22 protein-coding genes are annotated in these 23,741 nt (G+C 70.2%); 10 read left to right on the top strand and 12 right to left on the bottom strand.

Translation table 11 applies throughout. The annotated features are described in order from the left end of the window. Nucleotides 1-6: 6 nt before the first annotated feature. From AC067M_RS15910 to AC067M_RS15880, 7 genes are all read left to right on the top strand, one after another. Nucleotides 7-420 (top strand): roadblock/LC7 domain-containing protein, encoded by a 414-nt coding sequence (locus AC067M_RS15910; RefSeq protein ID WP_003993189.1) that lies wholly within the window; start codon nucleotides 7-9, stop codon nucleotides 418-420. Nucleotides 421-531: 111 nt separating this feature from the next. Further along, complete coding sequence (locus AC067M_RS15905) at nucleotides 532-930, top strand: DUF742 domain-containing protein (RefSeq protein ID WP_019058642.1); 399 nt, start codon at nucleotides 532-534, stop codon at nucleotides 928-930. After that, nucleotides 911-1,486: a GTP-binding protein gene (locus tag AC067M_RS15900; protein WP_133930189.1), complete on the top strand. Its 576-nt coding sequence runs from the start codon at nucleotides 911-913 to the stop codon at nucleotides 1,484-1,486. The genes AC067M_RS15905 and AC067M_RS15900 overlap by 20 nt, the downstream gene beginning before the upstream one ends. Nucleotides 1,487-1,876: 390 nt before the next feature. Then, nucleotides 1,877-5,140 (top strand): sensor histidine kinase, encoded by a 3,264-nt coding sequence (locus AC067M_RS15895; protein WP_478697589.1) that lies wholly within the window; start codon nucleotides 1,877-1,879, stop codon nucleotides 5,138-5,140. Nucleotides 5,141-5,150: 10 nt separating this feature from the next. Next, the gene (locus AC067M_RS15890; RefSeq protein WP_007384910.1) at nucleotides 5,151-5,564 is read left to right on the top strand and encodes a roadblock/LC7 domain-containing protein; all 414 of its coding nucleotides are present in this window, start codon (nucleotides 5,151-5,153) and stop codon (nucleotides 5,562-5,564) included. Between the two features lie 97 nt (nucleotides 5,565-5,661). After that, complete coding sequence (locus AC067M_RS15885) at nucleotides 5,662-6,240, top strand: DUF742 domain-containing protein (RefSeq protein WP_478697588.1); 579 nt, start codon at nucleotides 5,662-5,664, stop codon at nucleotides 6,238-6,240. Then, nucleotides 6,221-6,802, top strand: coding sequence for a GTP-binding protein (locus tag AC067M_RS15880; protein WP_026248371.1), 582 nt, complete (start codon nucleotides 6,221-6,223; stop codon nucleotides 6,800-6,802). The genes AC067M_RS15885 and AC067M_RS15880 overlap by 20 nt, the downstream gene beginning before the upstream one ends. 161 nt (nucleotides 6,803-6,963) lie before the next feature. On the opposite strand, the gene AC067M_RS15875 is transcribed toward AC067M_RS15880, so the two are convergent. The 3 genes from AC067M_RS15875 to AC067M_RS15865 all read right to left on the bottom strand — a co-directional run bounded on the left by AC067M_RS15875 (nucleotide 6,964) and on the right by AC067M_RS15865 (nucleotide 11,284). After that, the gene (locus tag AC067M_RS15875) at nucleotides 6,964-7,158 is read right to left on the bottom strand and encodes an acyl-CoA carboxylase subunit epsilon (protein WP_478697587.1); all 195 of its coding nucleotides are present in this window, start codon (nucleotides 7,156-7,158) and stop codon (nucleotides 6,964-6,966) included. Between the two features lie 57 nt (nucleotides 7,159-7,215). Beyond that, nucleotides 7,216-8,823: an acyl-CoA carboxylase subunit beta gene (locus tag AC067M_RS15870; protein WP_478697586.1), complete on the bottom strand. Its 1,608-nt coding sequence runs from the start codon at nucleotides 8,821-8,823 to the stop codon at nucleotides 7,216-7,218. 151 nt (nucleotides 8,824-8,974) lie between these two features. After that, nucleotides 8,975-11,284: a polysaccharide lyase 8 family protein gene (locus tag AC067M_RS15865; RefSeq protein WP_478697585.1), complete on the bottom strand. Its 2,310-nt coding sequence runs from the start codon at nucleotides 11,282-11,284 to the stop codon at nucleotides 8,975-8,977. A gap of 198 nt (nucleotides 11,285-11,482) precedes the next feature. Here AC067M_RS15865 and AC067M_RS15860 point away from each other — a divergent pair, with 198 nt between their 5' ends. Together AC067M_RS15860 and AC067M_RS15855 are read left to right on the top strand one after the other, a co-directional pair. Further along, on the top strand, nucleotides 11,483-12,097 hold the full coding sequence (locus AC067M_RS15860; protein WP_478697584.1) for a YceI family protein: 615 nt from the start codon (nucleotides 11,483-11,485) through the stop codon (nucleotides 12,095-12,097). Nucleotides 12,098-12,420: 323 nt separating this feature from the next. After that, nucleotides 12,421-13,206 (top strand): S1 family peptidase, encoded by a 786-nt coding sequence (locus AC067M_RS15855; RefSeq protein WP_478697583.1) that lies wholly within the window; start codon nucleotides 12,421-12,423, stop codon nucleotides 13,204-13,206. Between the two features lie 140 nt (nucleotides 13,207-13,346). Here the strand turns inward: AC067M_RS15855 and AC067M_RS15850 are convergent, their stop codons facing one another. From AC067M_RS15850 to AC067M_RS15825, 6 genes are all read right to left on the bottom strand, one after another. Next, entirely contained in the window at nucleotides 13,347-14,696 is a 1,350-nt protein-coding gene (locus tag AC067M_RS15850) for a hypothetical protein (protein WP_478697582.1), read from the bottom strand. Between the two features lie 120 nt (nucleotides 14,697-14,816). After that, nucleotides 14,817-16,421 (bottom strand): citramalate synthase, encoded by a 1,605-nt coding sequence (gene cimA / locus AC067M_RS15845; protein ID WP_478697581.1) that lies wholly within the window; start codon nucleotides 16,419-16,421, stop codon nucleotides 14,817-14,819. A 279-nt stretch (nucleotides 16,422-16,700) separates the two neighbouring features. Next, the gene (locus AC067M_RS15840; protein WP_478697580.1) at nucleotides 16,701-16,910 is read right to left on the bottom strand and encodes a hypothetical protein; all 210 of its coding nucleotides are present in this window, start codon (nucleotides 16,908-16,910) and stop codon (nucleotides 16,701-16,703) included. After that, the gene (locus AC067M_RS15835) at nucleotides 16,907-17,404 is read right to left on the bottom strand and encodes a hypothetical protein (protein WP_478697579.1); all 498 of its coding nucleotides are present in this window, start codon (nucleotides 17,402-17,404) and stop codon (nucleotides 16,907-16,909) included. Before AC067M_RS15835 ends, AC067M_RS15840 begins: the two co-directional genes overlap by 4 nt. 89 nt (nucleotides 17,405-17,493) lie before the next feature. Continuing rightward, the gene (locus AC067M_RS15830; protein WP_478697578.1) at nucleotides 17,494-18,582 is read right to left on the bottom strand and encodes a branched-chain amino acid aminotransferase; all 1,089 of its coding nucleotides are present in this window, start codon (nucleotides 18,580-18,582) and stop codon (nucleotides 17,494-17,496) included. Between the two features lie 251 nt (nucleotides 18,583-18,833). Then, a complete protein-coding gene (locus AC067M_RS15825) occupies nucleotides 18,834-19,877 on the bottom strand; it encodes a 3-isopropylmalate dehydrogenase (RefSeq protein ID WP_478697577.1) in 1,044 nt (347 codons plus the stop codon). A 142-nt stretch (nucleotides 19,878-20,019) separates the two neighbouring features. On the opposite strand from AC067M_RS15825, the gene AC067M_RS15820 reads away from it, so the two are divergent. Then, the gene (locus tag AC067M_RS15820) at nucleotides 20,020-21,588 is read left to right on the top strand and encodes a purple acid phosphatase family protein (protein ID WP_478697576.1); all 1,569 of its coding nucleotides are present in this window, start codon (nucleotides 20,020-20,022) and stop codon (nucleotides 21,586-21,588) included. A gap of 61 nt (nucleotides 21,589-21,649) precedes the next feature. On the opposite strand, the gene AC067M_RS15815 is transcribed toward AC067M_RS15820, so the two are convergent. The 3 genes from AC067M_RS15815 to AC067M_RS15805 all read right to left on the bottom strand — a co-directional run bounded on the left by AC067M_RS15815 (nucleotide 21,650) and on the right by AC067M_RS15805 (nucleotide 23,623). Beyond that, on the bottom strand, nucleotides 21,650-21,781 hold the full coding sequence (locus tag AC067M_RS15815; protein WP_103811235.1) for a hypothetical protein: 132 nt from the start codon (nucleotides 21,779-21,781) through the stop codon (nucleotides 21,650-21,652). Between the two features lie 406 nt (nucleotides 21,782-22,187). Continuing rightward, nucleotides 22,188-22,727 (bottom strand): GNAT family N-acetyltransferase, encoded by a 540-nt coding sequence (locus tag AC067M_RS15810; RefSeq protein ID WP_478697575.1) that lies wholly within the window; start codon nucleotides 22,725-22,727, stop codon nucleotides 22,188-22,190. 41 nt (nucleotides 22,728-22,768) lie between these two features. Next, the gene (locus tag AC067M_RS15805) at nucleotides 22,769-23,623 is read right to left on the bottom strand and encodes an alpha/beta fold hydrolase (protein ID WP_478697574.1); all 855 of its coding nucleotides are present in this window, start codon (nucleotides 23,621-23,623) and stop codon (nucleotides 22,769-22,771) included. Nucleotides 23,624-23,741 lie beyond the last annotated feature (118 nt).

Raw genomic sequence — 23,741 nt, 5'->3', positions numbered from 1 at the left:
AGCCAGATGAGCCAAGCGGCACAGAACCTCAACTGGTTGATCACCAACTTCGTGGACAACACCCCGGGTGTGTCCCACACCGTCGTCGTGTCCGCCGACGGTCTCCTTCTGGCGATGTCCGAAGGTTTCCCGCGCGACCGCGCGGACCAGCTCGCCGCGGTGGCGTCCGGGCTCACCTCGCTGACCGCCGGGGCTTCCCGGATCTTCGAGGGTGGCAGCGTGGCGCAGACGGTCGTCGAGATGGAACGCGGGTTCCTCTTCCTGATGTCCGTCTCGGACGGTTCGTCGCTGGCCGTCCTCGCCCACCCCGAGTGCGACATCGGCCTCGTCGGCTACGAGATGGCGCTTCTGGTCGACCGCGCGGGCGCCGTGCTCACGCCCGACCTGCGCGCTGAGCTCCAGGGCAGTCTGCTCCACTGATCAGTTCCGGCACCACCCACCTCACCAAATCACCGTCCGGCCGCCACAATCCCCCCACCGGCCTCGTCAGACGGCTTGACTGACCCACTTGCTGTCCCGCCCGGAGGATTCATGACCCCGCCCACCGCCTCTCATGATCCGTACGCGGAGCCGTACGGGGACGAGGGCGACCAGCCGCTGGTACGTCCGTATGCGATGACCGGCGGGCGGACCCGGCCGCGCTATCAGCTCGCCATCGAGGCGCTGATCAGCACCACGGCCGACCCGGCAGCGCTCATGGGGCTGCTTCCCGAGCACCAGCGGATCTGCCACCTGTGCCGTGAGGTGAAGTCGGTCGCCGAGGTCTCGGCGCTGCTCGCCATGCCGCTCGGTGTGGCGCGGATCCTGGTGGCCGACCTCGCCGAGGCCGGCCTGGTCGCCATCCACCAGCCGGGTGGCGACGAGAACAACGGCGGTGCACCTGACGTGACACTGCTCGAAAGGGTGCTCAGTGGACTTCGCAAGCTCTGACGCGGGCCGGGCGACCACCTCCGCGAAGATCGTGGTGGCGGGCGGCTTCGGCGTGGGCAAGACCACGTTCGTCGGCGCCGTCTCCGAGATCAACCCGCTGCGCACGGAGGCCGTCATGACGTCCGCGAGCGCGGGCATCGACGACCTCACCCACACCGGGGACAAGACGACCACCACGGTCGCCATGGACTTCGGCCGCATCACGCTCGACCAGGACCTGATCCTGTACCTCTTCGGTACGCCGGGCCAGGACCGCTTCTGGTTCATGTGGGACGACCTGGTGCGCGGCGCCATCGGCGCGGTGGTCCTGGTGGACACCCGCCGTCTCGCCGACTGCTTCCCGGCCGTCGACTACTTCGAGAACAGCGGCCTGCCGTTCGTCGTCGCCCTCAACGGGTTCGACGGGCAGCAGCCCTACGCGCCGGAGGAGGTGCGCGAGGCCCTGCAGATCGGGCCCGACACCCCGATCATCACGACGGACGCCCGCCACCGCGCGGACGCCAAGAGTGCGCTGATCACGCTGGTGGAACACGCCCTGATGGCACGGCTGAGATAGCTCTCAAGTGATCAGAGCGGTACGGCAGTTGTCGTAGACGTTCCGGAGTCGGCTGTGGCCTTTGACACGGTCGGCTCCGGTGTTCATAACGTTTCGGCAGAGGAATCGGGTGGTACCGACACGCGTCGCGTTCAACCGGTCTCGCTGCGTCCACATAAGCCCCGTCATTTGGCGGGGCTCGTTCTTTATGACCGTTTTATCTGGGGCTTACATCACTCGGAACCATCTCTTTCCCATGTTTGGAAGAGCGCAGGCCCTCGTGCTGGAATGCCTGAACTGCCCAATAGTCAAAGACGTACTTGTACTAGGTACTGGTTGGTCGATGGCGGACCGGGCTCTGAGACACTGCGGCACGACGAAGGTGCCGACCGCCGAGAGGTTGTTGGTCGAGTGAGGCGAAGCAAGAACAGTCCCGAGCCGGCGGCGCGGGGCAACTTCACCCCGCCGCCGCGCGGAGCGGCGCCCGCCCCTGTGCCCGGTTCGGAGCCGACGGCCCCACCAGCCAAGAGCGGCGGCCGTCTCTCCCCGCGCAACTGGCGGGTGCCCACCCGGCTGAACGCGATCCTGCTCATACCCGTGCTGGTCGGCCTGGTCATGGGCGGCTTCCAGGTGAAGAACTCGATCGACACCTGGCAGGAAGCCCGCGACGCCGAGAAGGTCGCGAAGATCGTGGCCGCCGCCGGTGGGTACGCCGAGGCCCTCCTCAACGAGCGGGACGTCTCCGCCCAGCCCCTCCTCAGCGGCGACCGCAACAGCCAGGTCGTCAAGGACGCCCGCTCCCTCACCGACGAGAAGGCCGCCGCCTTCCACAAGGAAGTCGTCGGCATGCCGGCCGGGCAGGGCCTGGAGCGCCGGCTGAACCTGGTGGAGAAGGCCGAGCCGTCCCTGGAGCAGATCCGCCAGGCCGCCTACACCGAGTCCATGGACCCGACGAAGACCGAAGAGGGCTACGTCGCGGTCGAGCACCTGCTGATGGAGTTCTCCAACGAGCTCGGCCTCGGCACCGGCAACATCACGGCTTACGGCCGCACGGTCTACGCGGTCGCCCTCGCCAAGGGCGCCGAGTCCCTGCAGCGCTCCATCGGTATGCACCTGCTGGTCCGGCCCAGCAGCGACCAGAAGATCTACCGGCAGCAGGTCACCGCCTTCACCTCGTACGCCTACCTGGAGAACGTCGCCGTCCAGGAGTACGTCTCCGGTGGCACCACGCAGGACGCCGCCCGGCTCACCGAGGTCATGAAGCAGAAGACCGAGGAGGCCAAGAAGCAGTTCGCGTCGGCCCAGGCCAAGGAGGAGGCTGCGGGCAAGACGGTCGTGGCGCCGCCCTCGATGACCGAGATGATCACCGCGATCGGCAGCGGCCGCACGCCCGCCCAGCTGCAACAGCAGGGCATCACCCCCTCCACGTGGATGGCGGCCGCGACCGCGAAGTTCGAGGGCTACAACCAGGTCGAGACCGAGCTCATCAACCGGGCCGTGACCGACGCCGGCCAGATCGCCTCCGACGCCCAGCGCGACGCCTACATCAACGGCGCCATCGTCGTCGTCGCCCTGCTCGCCGCGTTCATCATCGCCGGTCTCATGGCCCGCCAGATGAGCCGCGCGATGCGCCAGCTGCGCAACGCCGCCTTCGGTATCGCCGAGCAGCGTCTGCCGATGCTGGTCGACCAGCTCTCCCGCACCGACCCCGGCCGCGTCGACACCCGCGTACAGGCCATCCCGATCACCACCACGGACGAGATCGGCGAGGTCGCCCGCGCCTTCGACCAGGTCCACCGTGAGGCCGTCCGGCTCGCCTCCGAGCAGGCGCTGCTGCGGGGCAACATCAACGCGATCTTCACCAACCTCTCGCGCCGCAACCAGTCGCTGATCGAGGGCCAGCTGACCCTGATCACCGACCTGGAGAACAACGAGGCCGACCCGGACCAGCTGGAGAACCTCTTCAAGCTGGACCACCTCGCGACCCGTATGCGCCGCAACGGCGAGAACCTCCTCGTCCTCGCCGGCGAGGAGCCCGGACGCCGCTGGGACCAGCCGGTCCCGCTGGTCGACGTGCTGCGCGCCGCCTCCTCCGAGGTGGAGCAGTACGAGCGCATCGAGCTCTCCGGCGTCCCGGAGGCCGAGATCCACGGCCGCGCCGTGACCGACCTCGTGCACCTGCTCGCCGAGCTCCTGGAGAACGCCACGACGTTCTCCTCCCCGCAGACCAAGGTCCGCGTGACCGCGACCCGTCTCCCCGACGGCCGCATCATGATCGAGATCCACGACAAGGGCATCGGCCTCACGGCCGAGGACTTCGCGGACATCAACCACAAGCTGGCCAACCCGCCGACCGTCGACGCCGCGATCTCCCAGCGCATGGGCCTCTTCGTGGTCGGCCGGCTGTCCGACCGGCACGGCATCCGCGTCCAGCTGCGCCCCTCGGGTGAGCAGGCCGGAACCACCTCGCTGGTCATGCTGCCGGACGCGATCACGCACGGCGGTGGCGGCGAGACCGCGCTGGGCTCCGACGAGTTCACCGTCTCGCAGATCATCCCGGAGCAGCAGTCCTTCCAGGGCGAGAACTTCAACCAGCTGCCGCCCATGCGCACGGCCGCGGAGCTCGGCTTCGACGACAGCCGCTACACCGAGGTCCCGGACGACATCCGGGAGCTGGACCCCGTGGGCCGCTCCCTGATGCGCGAGGAGCGCCGCGCGGCCCTGGAGGCCCAGACGCAGGGCCAGCAGTCCCCCGAGACACCCGGATACCCCGACCAGTTCGAGGCACAGCAGCCCGCCTACGACAACGGCCACGGCGGCTACCCGGAGCAGACGACCGCGTACGACCAGCAGACGGCGTACGACGAGCAGCAGCAGACCGCGTACGAGGAGCAACAGCGCCCGTCGTACGACGAGCAGTACTTCGCGCCGAACGGCGGTCTGCCGCAGGGCGACACCTTCACGCCGAACGGCGGTGAGTCCTTCTCGTCGAACGGCGGCTACCCTGAGCCCTCCTATCCGGAGCCGGCCCAGGAGGAGCCCGCGTCGGCCCGCGCCTCAGCGCCGGAGGGCTACCAGGCCTACGAGGAGCAGCCCTACCAGGACGACTGGCCTCAGCAGCCGCAGCAGAACGGTTTCCAGAACGGCTACCCGGACCAGTACGCTCCGGAAGCGGAATCCACGCAGGCCGCTGACGCAGGTGAGCAGGACCGCGTAGGCTTCGACCGTCCGGAACCGGCCCCCTCCGCCGGTCACCAGCTGACCGACTCCGGGCTTCCTCGCCGCGGGTCCTTCGCGAGTGGTTCGAACACGAGTGGTTCGAACGGCACGCGGCCCGCGCGCCAGGATGCCCCGGCCCCCACGTCGGAGAGCAACGGCGACGGCGACTGGCGTTCGGCGAACGACGCGCGCTGGCAGCAGGCCTCGCAGCTCCGGAAGCCCAAGGCAGGCGGGGTCACCTCGTCCGGTCTGCCGCGGCGGGTGCCCAAGGCCAACCTGGTCGAGGGAGCCGCCGAGACCACCCCCCAGGGCGGTCCACAGATCTCCCGCGCCCCGGAGGACGTCCGGGGCAGGCTGAGCAACCTGCGTCGGGGCGTCCAGCGCGGACGCAGCGCAGGCAGTGAAACGAACGGCCAGGGCTTCGGTCCTGACAGCACCTACAACCAGGAGCGTTAGTGTGAGCCCGATGAGCCAGGCGGCACAGAACCTGAACTGGTTGATCACCAACTTCGTGGACAACACCCCGGGGGTGTCCCACACGGTGGTGGTCTCCGCCGACGGACTCCTTCTGGCGATGTCCGAAGGCTTTCCCCGCGACCGCGCCGACCAGCTCGCGGCCGTCGCATCCGGTCTGACGTCACTGACGGCGGGCGCCTCGCGGATCTTCGAGGGGGGCGCCGTGAACCAGACGGTTGTGGAGATGGAGCGGGGATTCCTCTTCATCATGTCCGTATCCGACGGTTCCTCGCTCGCGGTTCTCGCCCACCCCGAGGCGGACATCGGTCTCATTGGGTACGAGATGGCCCTTCTGGTGGACCGCGCCGGCTCGGTCCTGACGCCCGACCTTCGTGCGGAGCTCCAGGGGAGCCTGCTCAACTAACAATCGGACGGTGCGTTTTGGCGTCCCGTGGCCGTAAAGTTTCGGGACGCGGCTTCCACAGCGATGGGTGCCCGGCACAGTCGGAGGAGGAGAGAAAGTGGCAACACCCCCAGGCGGTTCGTCTTCGGGCAATTGGTCGTACGGCCCTGGCCAGGGCGACGGCTCGGCGAACCGGTACAACTTCCCCTCCGCACCCAGCCACGGGCGGCAGCCGTACGCGCCCCAGGGTCCCCAGGGCCCCGGGCCGTCGCCGTACGACCAGCCGTCGGCGCCGCGCATCCAGCCCGTGCAGCCGCAGCGCCGAGGCCCCGAGCCCGCGCCCGCCGGGGCGTCGAACAACCCTCTGGTGCGCCCGTACGCCATGACGGGCGGCCGCACCAGGCCTCGGTACCAGCTCGCCATCGAGGCGCTGGTGCACACCACCGCGCAGCCGCATCAGATGCAGGGCCAGCTGCCCGAGCATCAGCGGATCTGCAACCTGTGCCGCGAGATCAAGTCGGTGGCCGAGATCTCGGCGCTCCTGACGATCCCTCTCGGCGTGGCCAGGATCCTCGTCGCCGACTTGGCGGAGGCGGGCCTGGTCGCCATCCATCAGCCCGGCGGCGACGAGAACGCCGGCGGCCAGCCAGACGTGACACTGCTCGAAAGGGTGCTCAGTGGACTTCGCAAGCTCTAGCGGCGGTCCTTCCCGCTCCACCACCTCAGCGAAGATCGTGGTGGCGGGTGGCTTCGGCGTGGGCAAGACCACGTTCGTCGGGGCCGTCTCGGAGATCAACCCGCTGCGTACCGAGGCCGTCATGACGTCTGCTTCGGCAGGCATCGACGACCTCACCCACACCGGAGACAAGACCACCACCACGGTGGCCATGGACTTCGGTCGCATCACGCTGGACCAGGACCTGATCCTGTACCTCTTCGGTACGCCGGGCCAGGACCGCTTCTGGTTCATGTGGGACGACCTGGTGCGCGGCGCCATCGGCGCGATCGTCCTCGTGGACACCCGCCGCCTGGCCGACTGCTTCCCGGCCGTCGACTACTTCGAGAACAGCGGCCTTCCCTTCGTGATCGCCCTCAACGGCTTCGACGGCAACCAGCCGTACAACCCCGACGAGGTCCGCGAAGCGCTCCAGATCGGCCCGGACACCCCGATCATCACGACGGACGCCCGGCACAGGGCTGACGCGAAGTCGGCGCTGATCACTCTCGTGGAGCACGCGCTGATGGCGCGTCTTCGGTAGCGAACCGACGGCCACTGAGCTGCCCCGGACGGTCGTAGGCCGTCTGCGGGCGGTCAGTGGCCAGTCGCGTAGTTCCCCGCGCCCCTTGGGGACGCGAAGAAGGGCCCCTCTGGCAAGAGGGGCCCTTCTTGGTGTGCAGGGGAACAGCTGAGCGGCGCAGCCTAACGCCAGCTGTGCGGGGCGCGGAAGCCGCCCTCGCGCTCCAGGCGGCGCCAGCCGGCCTTGGCGCGGCCGCGGTGCGTCGGGGTGGGCTCGGAGGTGCGGGCCGCCGCACGGGCCAGGAGGATCGCCGTGATGGCGGCGACTTCCTCGGGCTCGGCGTGGCCCTTCTCGACGCGGATGTCAGGGGTTTCCATGGGTGTCAGTCTCCGTGAGAGAGGTTTCCGCGGAAGTACCGGGAATTGTCCGCCGGGTTACTGCGGGGGGTTGCCGTGCTTGCGCGAGGGCAGGTCGGCGTGCTTGGTGTGCAGCATCGCCAGGGACTTGATCAGCACCTCGCGGGTCTCGGCCGGGTCGATGACGTCGTCGACGAGGCCGCGCTCCGCCGCGTAGTACGGGTGCATCAGTTCGGCCTTGTACTCCTTGACCATCTTCTGACGCATGGCCTCGGGGTCCTCGGCGTCGGCGATCTGGCGGCGGAAGATGACGTTGGCCGCGCCCTCCGCGCCCATCACGGCGATCTCGTTGGTCGGCCAGGCGTACGTGAGGTCAGCGCCGATGGACTGGCTGTCCATGACGATGTACGCACCGCCGTAGGCCTTGCGCAGGATCAGCGAGATGCGCGGCACGGTGGCGTTGCAGTAGGCGTACAGCAGCTTCGCGCCGTGCCGGATGATGCCGCCGTGCTCCTGGTCGACACCGGGGAGGAACCCGGGGACGTCCAGGAAGGTGACGATCGGGATGTTGAAAGCGTCGCACATCTGGACGAAGCGCGCGGCCTTCTCCGACGCCTCGATGTCCAGCACACCCGCCAGCACCTGCGGCTGGTTGGCGATGATGCCGACGACCTGGCCGTCGAGGCGGGCCAGCGCGCAGATGATGTTGCGCGCCCAGCGCTCGTGGACCTCCAGGTAGTCGCCGTCGTCGACGATCTCCTCGATCACCTTGACCATGTCGTACGGCCGGTTGCCGTCCGCCGGGACGAGGTCGAGCAGGACGTCGCCGCGACGGTCGGCCGGGTCGGTGGCCTCCACGCGGGGCGGGTTCTCGCGGTTGTTCTGCGGGAGGAGGGAGAGGAGGTAGCGCACCTCGGCGATGCACGTCTCCTCGTCGTCGTAGGCGAAGTGGCAGACGCCGGAGGTCTCGGCGTGCACGTCGGCGCCGCCGAGGCCGTTCTGGGTGATCTCCTCGCCGGTCACCGCCTTGACCACGTCAGGGCCGGTGATGAACATCTGCGAGGTCTCGCGGACCATGAACACGAAGTCGGTCAGGGCGGGGCTGTAGGCCGCGCCGCCCGCGCACGGGCCGAGCATCACCGAGATCTGCGGGATGACTCCGGACGCCTTGGTGTTGCGCTGGAAGATGCCGCCGTACCCGGCGAGAGCGGAGACGCCCTCCTGGATACGGGCGCCGGCGCCGTCGTTCAGGGACACCAGCGGGGCACCGGCCGCGATGGCCATGTCCATGATCTTGTGGATCTTGGTGGCGTGGGCCTCGCCCAGCGCACCACCGAAGATGCGGAAGTCATGGGCGTAGACGAAGACCGTGCGGCCCTCCACCGTGCCCCAGCCGGTGATGACACCGTCCGTGTACGGCTTCTTGGCCTCCAGACCGAACCCGGTCGCCCGGTGCCGGCGCAGCTGCTCGACCTCCTGGAAGGAGCCGGCGTCGAGCAGCAGCTCGATCCGCTCCCGGGCGGTCAGCTTGCCCTTGGCGTGCTGCGCCTGGGTCGCCTTCTCGCTCGGCCCGGCCAGCGCCTGCGCACGGATCCCGTGCAACTCGGCGACGCGGCCGCGAGCGTCCGTCGGCTCCTCTGTCGGCCCGTCGGTCGACTCACCCGTCGTCTCTTCCAAAACGGTCATGTAGCGACCTTACGAAGACAAGCAAGGAAAGCGGGCCGTCGACTCCTCACAGTCTCCGGCGCGTTTTCCTGGTACCACTGAACAGAACCACACCGCCATGCAGCCCTTCTGACTGCTCAGAGGGCCTGCCCGTTGTAGGAGTCACACAAAGTCAGGGGCTGAGAGCCAGCTCACAGACATGTGTGGCGCATACCGCCCCCGGAGTGACACGGAGTCTCGTCCGGCGGCCCGTCGAGCGTACGTCGACCGACGGGTCCGCCCGCACCACCCCGGCCACGGGGTGATCCCAGAGGATCTCCAGCGGCTCACCCGTCCGGAGCGGCTCACTCACGCAGAGCGTAGCGGTACGCCCCCTGCGCCGGACCAGCACGCTCGCGCCCGCCGAGGCGGACAGCGGGCCCGCCGTGCCACCCCGCCAGAAGTTGGCCGCCGTGAGACCGAGCGAGGGCACGGTCACCGCCTGCCGGTCGCCGTCGTTGGCGAGGACCGACAGCCGGCCCCCCGCGGCTGCCCGGGCCGTGACCGTCCGGCGGGAGGCACCGGGGAGCAGGAGGTAGGCGTAGGTGGCCCCGGCCGGGTCCGTGCCGTGGTCGAGCCAGAGCGTCTGCCAGCGCCGGGTGCGCCGCTCGGTCGTACCGCCGACGTTGATGTCGGCCCAGGCGCCGGCACGGTCCTCGCGCAGCGCCCGCAACTCGCCGTCCAGCACGATCCAACCGCCGTGGCCCTCCAGGTGCGCCCAGTTCCGCCCCCGCACGAAGGCCTGGGTGCCGCCTTCACCCAGGTTCCGGTTGTCCACGACCGTCTCCACCGGCACCCCGTCGGCGCAGGTGATGTCCGCGCCGAGGCAGATCACCGCGTCGGCCACGCAGAACCAGGACTTGCGGGCCTGGAGCGTGGAACCGAGCCCCTTGAGGTGCTGCCCGATCGCCGCGTACTCCCCGTCGGTGGTACCGCCGACCCACCGCACATCCGGCTTCGGTTCGCCCCACTCGCCGCCCGCGCGGTCGGGGAGGCGCCGGGTGGAGACGGTGGTGCCGGGCAGCCGGTACCAGTCGACCGTGGGCCAGAACCAGTCGCTGTACTGATCCGTGCGCCCGGCCCACCAGGAGAGCATCCCGGCTCCCGTGTGCCAGCCGCGCGGGTTCTCGCCGTTGCCGCACTCGTAGTGGGCGATGCGGTCGCTCGCCATGGAGATGCTCGCCGTGAAGGCGGGACGACGGTGGACGGCGCGGTCCATCGCCGCGAACAGGTGGTGGCCGACGGGCTCCCGGGCGGCCGGTACGGCGGAGTCGGCGACGGCGTGCAGCCGCGCGAGGTCGGCGACACCGAACTGGGGCGCCGTCAGGAGGGGGCTCACATCGTCCCGTTCGATCCACCCCTTGATCAGACCGTGCCAGCGCTCGCGCTCCCCCTCGCCCGGGTCGGCCCCCTCGGCAAGCAGGGCGAGGGCGGCGATGAGCGCCTGCCCGTGGAAGTGGTCACTGCGCATCACCTGCCGGTCGTCGCTCTTCAGATGCCCCCGGCTGATGGCCCGACCGTTGACGCAGTCCATCACCAACCCGTCGTGGATCAGCGGCGCGTAGGCCCGCTCGACACTGTCCAGCACGATCCGCCGGTTCGGGTCGGTCACCTCCCAGGGGGATCCGGCGAGCAGGGCGAGGAGGCGGCCGAGCCCGTCCAGCATGACCTGGCCGTACGTCCCCGAGTACGCGACCCAGCTGTGCTGGACGAACGAGCCGTCGGCATACAGCCCGTCCCCCCGGGTGACGTACGGGAAGACCGGCGAGAGCGCGTCCCTGGCGAGGGCGATCCGGTCTCCGGCCCGGCCGACGATGCCGCGCAGGGCGACGGAGCGGCACAGGTCGACGCGGTTGGCGCCGGTCGAGGTACCGGAGTAGTCGGTGAGCATCGCGTCCGGGATGAAGTGGTCGACTGCGGCGCAGGCGGCGGCTCGTTGTCCGTCGGTGAGGTGGTCGTGGAGGGCGACCGTGATGTCCATCAGGAGGCGGGGGCTGCCGATCTGCCATTCCCACCAGTTGCCGTAGCGGGTGGCGGAGGGGTTGTAGACCGTGTCGGAGAGGTGGTCGAGGCCGCGGAGGATGTCGGCGAGGAGGGCGGGGTCGCCGGTGGAGCCGGTCGCGGGCTGGACGTAGGCCTGGGTCATGGTCCACAGACGGCTGTAGCTGTGGGTGAGGCCGGACGGGGGGTCGTAGGGGCGGTCCGGCCACAGGGAGGTGAGTGCGGGGGCCATGGCGGCGCGGTGGGCACGGGCGCGTCGGCCGGTGTCGGAGAGGCGGGAGGCGTAGGGCTCGGCGGTGGGGTCGTAGTCGTGGCGGGCGCCGAGGGCGAGGGTGAGCCAGCGGTGGCGGAGGGGGGTGTGGGGGTCGGGCGTGGGGTCCGGAAGGCCGGGGGTGGTGGCGAGGAGGGCGGTGCGGAGGAGGGCGCGACGGGTAGGGGGCATGCTTCGGCGTCTATCACGTGGAGCGACGCATGGGAACGGAAAGTAGTGCCGCCGATGCGCTGCGGATGATGTTGAATATTGAACAGAATGGGTCTAGGGTCACGACTGTCGGATCGATTGAAGATTCAACAACACGGGTTCAGCAACCTACTGGACCCGCTCTGGACCCGTTCAGGACCCGTCCCCCAGGAGCACGTCATGGGCATCTTCGGCCGCAAGAACACCCCCGACACGACCGCCGCAGCCACAGACGCCGCCGCGGTGAACCCCGAGCTGGCCGCGCTGACCGGCGACTACACGATCGACGCGGCGCACTCCACGCTCGGCTTCGTAGCGCGCCACGCGATGGTCACCAACGTCAAGGGCAAGTTCCTCGACTTCACCGGTTCGCTGCACCTGGACGGCAGTGACCCGTCCGCGTCCACCGCGTCCATCGACGCCAAGATGGAGAGCATCGACACGGGCTCCGCCGACCGCGACGGCCACCTCAAGAGCTCGGACTTCTTCAAGACGGACGAGTTCCCGACGATGACCTTCCGCTCGACCTCGGCGCAGGCGCTGGGCGGCGACGACTACCGCATCACCGGCGACCTCACCATCCTCGGCGTCACCAAGCCCCTGACCGTCGACCTCGAGTTCAACGGCTTTGCGAAGGACCCCTTCGGCAACGAGCGCGTCGGCTTCGAGGGCCAGGCGGAGATCCTGCGCTCCGAGTGGGGCCTGACGTGGAACGCGGCGCTGGAGACGGGCGGCGTCCTGGTCTCCGACAAGATCAAGCTGAACTTCGACATCTCGGCGATCCGCAACGCGTGAGGTTCCGCCCTACGGCGCTGCACTGACGCCCCCTGAGCGCGCCCGCCCTCCACTCCCCCGCCTTGGGGAGGGCGGGCGCTCGGCGTGTCGGCGCCGTGGGCTGCGCAGGCGCCAAGGTCGTTCACATCGACTGCGGTGACGGAGGAGACACGGCGGCAGCGGGTGGCTGGATCTCGCCCCTTGTGCGGGCGCTTGTGGCGTTCTCATAATCCAGCAGCAGAATTTGACCAGACCATGTCAGCAGGCGATCAAGTGTTTGCGGATCTTGCCTTGACATGAACAGGTCATTCCCTTCATGTCTGCCCCCCACGGAAGGCATCACGTTGAAGAAGCTCCTCACGGCCCTCAAGAGATGCGCTGCCATCGGCGCCGCCGCCCTCGCGATCGCCAGCCTTCAGCCCGTTTCCGCCGCCCAGGCGGCCCCCTCGCCCGTGGTCGGCGGAACCCGCGCCGCGCAGGGCGAGTTCCCGTTCATGGTCCGGCTGTCCATGGGGTGTGGCGGCGCGCTCTACACCCAGCAGATCGTGCTGACGGCCGCGCACTGTGTGAACGGCTCCGGCGCCACCACCAGCATCACGGCCACCGCCGGAGTCGTGGACCTCCAGTCCAGCAGCGGCCGCGTCCAGGTCCGCTCCACCAAGGTCCTGCAGGCACCCGGCTACAACGGCACCGGCAAGGACTGGGCGCTCATCAAGCTCGCCCAGCCGATCAACCTGCCGACGCTGAAGATCGCCACCTCCACGCAGTACAACACCGGTGACTTCACCGTCGCCGGATGGGGAGCGGCGCGCGAGGGCGGTGCCCAGCAGCGCTACATGCTCAAGGCCACGGTGCCGTTCATCAGTGACGCCACCTGCAAGGCGTACGGCGGCCTCTACAGCGGCCTCGTCGCGAGCCAGGAGATCTGCGCCGGCTTCGCCGCGGGCGGCGTCGACACCTGCCAGGGCGACTCCGGCGGCCCGATGTTCCGCAAGGACAACGCCGGCGCCTGGATCCAGGTCGGCATAGTCAGCTGGGGCGACGGCTGCGCCCAGCCCAACGCCCCCGGCGTCTACACGGAGGTCTCCACCTTCGCCTCCGCCATCGCCTCGGCGGCGTCCACTCTCTGACGACGCACCCGCCTCGACGCACCCGCCTCATCGAGCACGCCATCTCATCCCGTATGAGGTCTCATCCCGTATCACGTCCACGGGCCCGGCGCTCCCCGCGCCGGGCCCGTGCGCCTGCCCAAGCTCATCTCCACCCGGCCTCAGAACCCGCCACCGAAGTCCCCGCCCCCTCCGAAGTCCCCTCCCCCGCCGAACCCCCCGAAGTCGCCCGAGTCGAAGTCCGCGCCGGAGACGTCGCCGCCCTCGTAGCCGCCGCCCCCGAAGTCGCCGTAACCGGAGCCGTAGTCGGCGGCGTAGGACGGGGTCGCCATCATGCTGCCGAGCAGGGTGCCGACGAGCAGGCCGGGCAGGAGGCCGCCGCCGAAGTAGCCGCCGGCCCAGGGGCCGTAGGCCGGGCCGGCGTCCCAGTAGGGGCGGCGGCCGTAGTCGCTGTCCACCTCGCGGATGACGGGGTCGCGGCCGTCGGCCAGGCGGGTGCGGTCGGCCGCGCAGACCGGGACCTCGCGCAAGGCGCCGCCGGGCGGCGTCCAGGTGGCGTCGGCCACCGACGGGCCGTGACGGGGGTCGAAGAAGCAGGGCGGACGACGTTCCGGCAGGGGTCGGTGCTCGCGTCGGGCGGCGAGCTGCGCGAGCGAGAAGCGGCCGTCCTCCAGGGCCTGGGTGACCTCGCGGACGTCCTCCGGTCTGCGGGCCTCCCCCATCTGCGTCTTCGCCTTGTCGTAGGCGTCCAGCGCGCGTTCGTAGTCCGCGCGCATCGCGTCGTCGGCGCCCGTCTCGGCCGGATGGAAGTCCAGGCGGTCCAGTTCCTCACCGAAGGCCGTGATGTCCTCGTCCACGACCACGCGCAGTCGCTCCAGGGCGGCCCGCTGTTCGTTCTCGTGGCGGCGGCGGTTGCGGCGTACGAGGGTGTACGCGCCCGCGCTGCCCGCGACCAGGATCGCGCCCGCGGCGATCAGGCCGGTGGTCGAGACTCCGCCGTTGCCGCCGGTGGAGCCCCAGCCGGTCGGGGCCGAGCCGCCCATGTTGACCAGGGCGCGGTCGGTGAAGTCGTCCAGCTGGGTCTTGGCGTTCGGCTCATCGCTGACGCTGTTGACGAGGTTGCGCACGGCCGCGTTGGACAGGACGGCGGAGTCGGCGCGGGCGCTGAACTCGTCGCCGAGGCGGATCGCGTACAGGCCGGTGACGCCGGTGGCCGTGCGCAGGTCCGTGAAGAGGTTTTGCTTCGGGTAGCTCTCGGGCAGCACCGCGATGAACAGCGGTTTGTCCGCGTCCTTGATCTGCTTCTCCAAGGCGTTCGCGTCCGCCCGCGACAGCTGGCCGGAGGCGGCGGGGTCGACGTAGACCGGGCTCTCGCGGAGGGCCGCGGCGATCGTCGAGACGCTCGTGACAGCACCGGCACGCGGGGCGCCCGCCGACAACAGGGTCAGGGCGGCGAGCGCCAGCGCGATCAGCAGTCCGGCGAGGCCTCGGGTCGGTGTCACGACCTTCATACTTCGAAGCTACCCGAAGTACCCCAATATCAGACATGTGGGGCGATTCTTGGTCCAGGGTGGTCCAGGGTTCAACGCGCATCCCGCCCGGGAAACCCCACCCGAGTCACCCCACCCGGCTCACTCCGCCGGTGTCACGCCCGCCCGCAGCAGACCGTACGTGTACGCGTCCTCCAGGGCCTGCCACGACGCCGCGATGACGTTCTCGGCGACGCCCACCGTGGACCACTCGCCCGAGCCGTCCGTGGTGGAGATCAGGACGCGGGTCGTGGACTGGGTGCCGTGGACGCCCTCCAGGATGCGGACCTTGTAGTCGACCAGGTCGAGCTTGGCCAGCTGGGGGTAGATCTTCTCGAGGCCGACGCGCAGGGCGCGGTCGAGGGCGTTGACCGGGCCGTTGCCCTCGGCGGTGGCGACGATGCGCTCGCCCTTGGCCCAGAGCTTGACCGTGGCCTCGTTGGCGTGGGTGCCGTCGGGGCGGTCCTCGACGATGGCGCGCCAGGACTCGACATCGAAGTACTTGAACGGCCTGCCGTCGACCTCCGTGCGCAGGAGCAACTCGAAGCTCGCGTCGGCCGCCTCGTACGTGTAGCCCTTGAGCTCGCGTTCCTTGACCCGCTCGACGACCCGGCCGACCAGTTCGCGGTCGTCGCCGAGGTCGATGCCGAGTTCCTTGCCCTTGAGCTCGATGGAGGCGCGGCCGGCCATGTCGGAGACCAGCATCCGCATGGTGTTGCCGACGCGTTCGGGGTCGATGTGCTGGTACAGGTCGGGGTCGACCTTGATGGCGGAGGCATGCAGGCCCGCCTTGTGGGCGAAGGCGGAGACGCCGACGTAGGGCTGGTGGGTGGAGGGGGTGAGGTTGACGACCTCGGCGATGGCGTGGGAGATGCGGGTCATCTCGCGCAGGCGGCCGTCGGGGAGGACCTTCTTGCCGTACTTGAGTTCCAGGGCGGCGACGACCGGAAAGAGGTTGGCGTTGCCGACGCGCTCGCCGTAGCCGTTGGCGGTGCACTGGACGTGGGTCACGCCGGCGTCCACGGCGGCCAGGGTGTTTGCGACCGCGCAGCCCGTGTCGTCCTGGGCGTGGATGCCGAGGCGGGCGCCGGTGTCGGCCAGGACCGTGGAGACGACGGCCTGGATCTGGGCGGGGAGCATGCCGCCGTTGGTGTCGCAGAGGATGACGACGGCCGCGCCGGCCTCGGAGGCGGTGCGGACGACCGCCTTCGCGTACTCGGGGTTGGCGCGGTAGCCGTCGAAGAAGTGCTCGCAGTCGACGAAGACGCGGCGGCCCTGCTCGCGCAGGTAGGACACTGTGTCGCGGACCATCTCCAGGTTCTCGTCGAGCGTGGTGCGCAGGGCGAGTTCCACGTGCCGGTCGTGGGACTTGGCGACGAGGGTGATCACCGGGGCGCCCGAGTCCAGGAGTGCCTTGACCTGGGGGTCTTCGGACGCCTTGGCGCCGGCGCGGCGGGTGGAGCCGAACGCCACCAGCTGGGCGTGCCGGAACTCGATCTCCTGCTGGGCGCGGGCGAAGAACTCGGTGTCGCGGGGGTTGGCGCCGGGCCAGCCGCCCTCGATGAAGCCCACGCCGAAGTCGTCCAGGTGCCGTGCGATGGCCAGCTTGTCGGCGACGGTGAGGTTGATGCCCTCACGCTGGGCGCCGTCGCGGAGGGTGGTGTCGAAGACGTGGAAGGAGTCGTCGAGCTCGCTGGTTTCCGTCATGGTGTCAAGGCTCCTGTATGAAATCTCGGTCTACCGGAATGACCGGCTCCACCGTCCCCCCTGGTCCCTCGCGCTCCCTTCCCGGCTGAAGGTGGGCCAGGAAAACGAAAAACCTCTCGCGGGTGCGAGAGGTCTGCGCGCGGGTCGAGGACACGATGGCCGCCCGTACCTGGTCGTACGTGGCGGTCACTGCGGACCGGCGCGCCTGCTGCCAATAATCGTGGCGAACGAGAGCACGGAGGCAGTCTGGCACAGCCCTGCCCCCGTCTCACGCCCGTCTCAGGATGCGAGCAGTTTTCGTACGAATAGGTCCACGGTGTCGTTCGTGTCGCCCGGGACGAGGTCCGGGGAGGCGGAGTCGAAGGCGACGGTGACGGCGTTGTGGCCGACGTTGACGGACGGGTTGTTGGCCGGGAGGACTTGCGCCGGCCGGGGCTGGGCCGCGCCGGCGAGGCATGGGCCGTCTCGGCCCGCACTACGGGTGGTCACACGGCCGCCTCCACACGGACGGCGTCCGGGACGAGTCGCGTCTCGTAGCCGCCCGAGCAATCGCTGCCCTCGATGGCGACCTCGGCCCCGCAGGAACAGACCCGGTTGACGCCGCGGTGGGGGTCGGCACCGCAGCAGCCGCCCAGGCGGGAGGTGTCCGGGTGGAAGGCGAGGTCCACGACGTCGTCCGGATGCAGGACGTAGGTGCCGCGCGGGCCCGCCGAGACGAGCAGGCCCCGCTCGTCGGACATCCACATGCCACCGGGCACGATGCCGTCGTACTCGTCCTCCGCGTCGGCCCCGACCGGCTCGAACGGCGCCCCGAAGGGAAGCGGATCGACGACGTACGTCCCGCGCGGGACGCTCGGGGGGCCGTGCCGCCGGCCGTCCGGACCGGGAAGGCCGTCCCAGCCGGGATACGGGGGCATCTCGCCGAGCTGCCGGACGGGCTCGGTCAACTGGCGCCCACAGGCGGCGCAGAGCAGTACGTTCACTCGTACGTTCTATACGGCCTGCACCCTGGGCCGCCGCTGAATAACGGGCCGCTCCGGACCCGAGTCCGAAGCGGCCCCTACGGTGCGGGTCAGCCCAGCTCGTGCATCCAGCCGTGCTTGTCCTCGGCCGTGCCGCGCTGGATGTCCAGCAGGGCCCGGCGCAGCTCGAGGGTGACCTTGCCGGGCTCGCCGCCCGACTGCTGCCACTCGGCGCCGGTGCGCTTGACGGTGCCGACGGGGGTGATGACCGCGGCGGTGCCGCAGGCGAAGACCTCGGTCAGCGTGCCGTCGGCGGAGTCCCGCTGCCACTGGTCGACGGAGACGCGGCCCTCCTCGGCCTCGTAGCCGAGGTCACGGGCGACGGCCAGGAGGCTGTCACGGGTGACGCCCTCCAGGATGGAGCCGGTGAGGGAGGGGGTGATGATCTTGTTTCCGTAGACGAAGTACAGGTTCATCCCGCCGAGTTCCTCGACCCATTTGCGCTCGACCGCGTCCAGGTAGCAGACCTGGGCGCAGCCCTGGGCGGCGGCCTCGGCCTGGGCGAGCAGGGAGGCCGCGTAGTTGCCGCCGGTCTTGGCGTCGCCCATGCCGCCGGGCACGGCGCGGACGTGGTCCTCGGAGACCCAGATGGAGACGGGCTGGACGCCGCCGGGGAAGTAGGCGCCGGCCGGGGAGGCGATGACGATGAAGAGGTACTCGTTGGCGGGCTTCACACCCAGGCCGACCTCGGTCGCGATCATGAAGGGGCGCAGGTAGAGGGACTCCTCGCCGCCGTGGGCGGGGACCCAGTCCTTGTCCTGTCCCACCAGGGCGTCGCACGCCTCGATGAACGTCTCGACCGGCAGCTCGGGCATGGCGAGGCGCCGGGCGGAGGCCTGGAAGCGCTTGGCATTCTTGTCGGGGCGGAAGGTGGCGACGGAGCCGTCGGGGCGGCGGTAGGCCTTGAGGCCCTCGAAGATCTCCTGGGCGTAGTGCAGGACGTTGGTCGCCGGGTCGAGCGGGATCGGCGCGTACGGAACGAGCTGGCCGTCGTGCCAGCCGCGGCCCTCGGTCCACTTGATCGTCACCATGTGGTCGGTGAAGTGGCGGCCGAACCCGGGATTGTCCAGGATCGCCTCGCGCTCCGTGGCGGAGAGCGGGTGGGCGGACGGCTTGAGCTCGATCGTGGGCGTCGTCATGAGTGGTTGTCCTTCACCGGTTGTAGTGACGGGCCGCGCTCACGCCTGTACTGCCAGTCGTCAGTGCTAGGGCGTCCGAGCATTCCCTCACACCGCGGCTCCGCGTTCGATTATCTCGCGAGCCTGGCGGCGGAAGAAAACGGGGTGAACTCGGCCCAGGGGATGATGGTGGCACCCGGCGAGGCATACGAAAAGCCGCCGGGTGCGGATGCGACCCGGCGGCTTCGAAAGGTTTCGAGTGACTCGGCGGGTCAGCCGGCTACTCGTACGGAGAGGGCGTCGCCGATCTCCGAAGTGGAGCGGGCGGGCTTGCCGGTGCGCTCCGCGAGGTCGGCGGAGACGGCCTCGTCGATGCGGGCGGCCTCGGCGTCGTAGCCGAGGTGGCGCAGGAGGAGGGCGACGGACAGGACCGTGGCGGTGGGGTCGGCCTTGCCCTGGCCGGCGATGTCCGGGGCCGAGCCGTGGACGGGCTCGAACATCGAGGGGAACGCGCCGGAGGGGTTGATGTTCCCGCTCGCGGCGACGCCGATGCCGCCGGAGACGGCCGCGGCGAGGTCGGTGATGATGTCGCCGAACAGGTTGTCGGTGACGATGACGTCGAACCGCTCGGGCTGGGTCACCAGGTAGATGGTGGCCGCGTCGACGTGCATGTACTCGGTGGTGACGTCGGGGAACTCCGCGGCCACCTTGTTGAAGATGTTGGTCCACAGGTGACCGGCGAAGGTCAGCACGTTGTTCTTGTGGATCAGTGCGAGCTTCTTGCGCGGGCGGGCCTGGGCGCGGGCGAAGGCGTCACGGACCACGCGCTCGACACCGAACGCGGTGTTGACGGAGACCTCGGTGGCGACCTCGTGCTCGGTGCCCTTGCGGATCGTGCCGCCGTTGCCGGTGTACGGGCCCTCGGTGCCCTCACGGACCACGACGAAGTCGATGCTCGGCTCGCCGGCCAGCGGGGTGGCGACACCGGGCAGGAGCCTCGACGGGCGCAGGTTGACGTGGTGGTCGAAGGCGAAGCGGAGCTTGAGCAGGAAGCCGCGCTCCAGGACGCCGGACGGCACCGACGGGTCGCCGATGGCGCCCAGCAGGATGGCGTCGTGCTTCTTCAGCGCGTCGAGGTCGGCGTCGGTGAGGGTCTCACCGGTGGCGTGGTAGCGCCGGGCGCCGAAGTCGTACTCCTTGGTCTCCAGCTTCACATCCTGCGGAAGGACGGCGGAGAGCACCTTCAGACCTTCGGCCACGACCTCCTGGCCGATGCCGTCACCGGGGATCACTGCGAGATTGAGGCTGCGAGACATGCGGGCACCCTACTCCTCGTCCCATGGGATGACACAGGGTGTCCGCCATCCGGACATGCGCGCGGGGGACGGCTTCATCCCGTCGGGTTGCGTTCACCCGTGCGTTGGACGGGTGTTGGGGTTTGCTGGGAAGTTCACCCTCATGGAGACCCCGGACTTCGGCATCCCGCCCAGGCTCGCGAGCCGGATGAGCATGGCGGAACAGTACGAGTACCTGCGCACCAAGCTGTCCCGGCGCCGCACGCTGGTGACGGCGGGCGCGGTGGCGGGCGGGCTGCTGACCGGCTGCTCGGGAGGGTCGAAACCGTCCGCCGGGGCGACTCCCACCCTCTCGGCCTCGTCCCTGGACAAGGCCCCCGGTTCCGCCGTCACCCCCTTCGGCCGCCATCTCGCGTTCGGCGCCGACCCCAGGACGCAGATGCGGATCTCCTGGCAGGTGCCGGCCACCGTCAAGAAGCCCTACGTGCGCGTCGGGGCGCGCCCGGACGACCTGGGCCGCAGGATCGAGGCGGAGGTGCGCGACCTGCACACCCCGGGGGTCGGGGGCGTGCGGCCCGCCGTCGAGCAGTACTACCTGCACGCGGCCCTGGACGACCTGCTGCCCGGCACGACGTACTACTACGGCGTCGGCCACGACGGCTTCGACCCGGCCGCCCCGGAGCACCGCTCCGCCATCGCCTCGTTCCGTACGGCGCCCGCGAACCCGGAGACGTTCGTGTTCACCGCGTTCGGCGACCAGGGCGTCGGGAAGGCGGCGGCCGCCAACGATCAGGTGCTGCTGCGGGAGAAGCCCGCCTTCCATCTGCACGCGGGCGACATCTGCTACGCGAACACCAACGGCACCGGCAAGGAGTCGGACGGCTACGACGCCCGCTTCTGGGACCTGTTCCTGAAGCAGACCGAGCCGGTGGCCAAGTCGGTGCCGTGGATGGTGACGACCGGCAACCACGACATGGAGGCCTGGTACTCACCCGACGGCTACGGCGGCCAGCTGGCCCGCTTCTCCCTCCCGGACAGCGGCTTCGACCCTCGCACGGCACCGGGCGTGTACGCGTTCACGTACGGCAACGTCGGTGTCGTGGCGCTGGACGCGAACGACGTGTCGTACGAGATTCCCGCCAACTTCGGCTACTCGGAGGGCAAGCAGACGGCGTGGCTGGACACCGAGCTGGGTGAGCTGCGGGCGGCGAAGGGGGTCGACTTCGTCGTGGTCTTCTTCCACCACTGCGCCTACTCGACCTCCGCCCACGCCTCCGACGGCGGTGTCCGCGCGGAGTGGCTGCCACTGTTCGCCCGGCACCAGGTGGACCTGGTGATCAACGGGCACAACCACGTCTACGAGCGGACCGACGCCGTGAAGAACGGCGAGGTGGGCAGGCCGGTGCCGATCGGCGGCTCCACTGACCCGACCCGGGACGGGATCGTGTACGTCACGGCCGGCGGGGGCGGCAAGGACCTGTACGGCTTCCCGGCGGGCGTGCAGGAGAGCTACGAGGGGCACGTCGGCGAGCGGGAGTCCGTCGACACCTTCCACTGGACGAAGTCACGACAGAGCAGTCCGGAGACCGTGGAGTGGTCGCGGGTGCGCTACCGGGGCTTCTCCGTGCTGTCCGTGGAGGCGCGAGGTGGGTCCGATCCCCTGCTGAAGGTGTCGGCGTTCACCGACACCGGTCGGCGTGTCGACCACTTCGAGGTGCGGCGCGGCCGGTGAGACCGCGCCGCACCCCGCGCGGGTGCGGCTCCCGTCGTGGTGCGGCCCGGGCGGGCTGGGCTCAGTGGCCGGTCTCGCCGCCGTTGTCGCGGCGGTCGAGGGCCCGCTGGAGGGCGGCGGCGGCGTTCCTGCGGTCGGACTCGCTCGTACGGGAGACGTGGCGGACTCGGCGGCGGACGGTCGTCTCGGCCATGGGGGATCGACTCCTTCGAAAACCCGGAAGGCGGACAAGAGACGCCGGAAGGGGCGGGGAGCTTCGGGCCGCAGGGGTTGCCTGCGCGGTGCCCGGCTCACGACCGCCATTCGCTTGGTCGAGCGAGACGTTCGGCTTCTACAAAAATAAGCGAGGAGAGCGAGCCTGTCTCCACAATTACTTGGGCTTCCTACTATATGAGACGGTGAATCGAGTCGCACCGGGCTGACCTGGCCTTTTACTGTCGTCCTCAGCTCCCTGACGAGGGCCCGTACAGCCGCAGTCGAGGCGGGTTCCGGTGTGGTCACGTAACCCACGTGACGGGTGGGGCGCTCGGGGTCGGGGTCTGTGATCCGGAGGGTGGCCGGGACGCCGGTGAGCCGCTGCGCCCCGGTCTGACGTGGTGTCAGAGTACGTCCCCGTCACGCCAGTCGAAGACCAGCTCGGCCTCGGGGTCGTCCACGTCGGCCGGTCCGGGCCACACGAAGGTGCTGCCCTCCTCCTCGGGCAGCCGGACCACGCCGTCGGGGCCGAGCGCGCAGATCCGTCCGGCCCAGGTCCGCCAGCCGCGGGAGGTGTACAGCAGGGCACCCTCGTCGCTCGCCGAGAGCGCCCCGAGGGCGTAGGCACGGGTGACGACTCCTTCGAGGGCGCCCATGATCCGGCCGCCGACCCCGGCGCGCCGGACGTCCCGGCGGACGGCGACTCCCTCGACGTAGCCGACGCGCAGCCATCGGGTCCGGTACCGCACGCGCCGCATGACGACCGCGCCGTGCCCGGCGAGCCCGCGCTCGTCGTACGCGAGGGCGTGTACGCCGCCCAGGGTGTGGTCCCAGTCCTCGTCGCCGAAGTCGGCGTCGAAGGCGTCGTACAACAGGCTGCGCACGGAGCCGAGTTCGGCGGGAGTGAGGTCGGCGGTGTGGGCGGTGCGCAGGTCGAGGGCCATGGGCCAAGTATCACCGGCCGGTCGGCGCGGCCGGTATGCCGTCACAGTGCCCGCGCCACCGCCTCGCGGAAGCCCTTGGGGTCGTCGACCCAGGGCAGGTGGCCGGCGTCCGGCAGGATCACCCGTCGCCCCCGGGGCAGGGCCCGCTCCAGCGAGTCCACCGCCGAGCGTGGGCGGATGTCGCGGGCGCCGTCGACGATCAGCACGGGCACGTCGAGGGCTTGGCAGGCGGCGGACAGTTCGGGGGTGCCCCAGGCTCGCCGGCGCTCGGCGTTGAGGGTCGTGTTGCACTCGGCGTTGATGCCGAGCCAGGGGTCGGCCATGTGGGCGGCATGGTCCAGGGCCCGTTCGCGGTCCTCGAACTCGAGGGACCACTGGAGGACCGCGCGTTCCCGTTCCTCGGGCTCGGTCAGTGTGGGACGGTCGGTCAACTCCTGCCAGCGGCCGAGGCGTTCGGGGTGTTCGCCGAGCCGGGCGCGGAGGTTCGCGTGGTACGCGGGGTTCCAGTCGGCGTCCGGGCCGATGCCGGTCCCGGAGACGTAGATGAGCGTGTCGACCCGCTCGGGGTGGGCCAGCGTGTAGCTCAACGCCAGTTGTGCGCCCCAGGAGTGACCGAGCAGTGTCATGCGCTTCAGGCCGAAGTGGTGGCGTACGGCGTCGAGATCGGCGACGAACCGCTCGCTCGTCCACGGCCCGTCGCACCGTTCGGAGCGGCCGCAGCCGCGCTGGTCCCAGCGGATCGCCGTGGCCCGGTCGGCGAGCAGCGCGGCGACGTCGGTGAACATGTCCCACAGGCCGGGGCCGCCGTGGCACAGCACCACGGGGGTGCCCTCGCCCGACCGGGACGCCCACAGGCGCGCGCCGTCGTCCGCCCTCACGTGCTCCGTCCGTGTCATGCGGCCAGTCTGCCCGCCCGGACGCGGGGGGGGGGGGGGGGGGGGGGGGGGGGGGGGGGGGGGGGGGGGGGGGGGGGGGGGGGGGGGGGGGGGGGGGGGGGGGGGGGGGGGGGGGGGG

It is taken from the genome of Streptomyces sp. NPDC043427 (assembly GCF_056436655.1).
The sequence above is the reverse complement of the archived record's forward strand: the minus strand, read 5'-3'. Positions and strand labels throughout refer to the sequence as shown.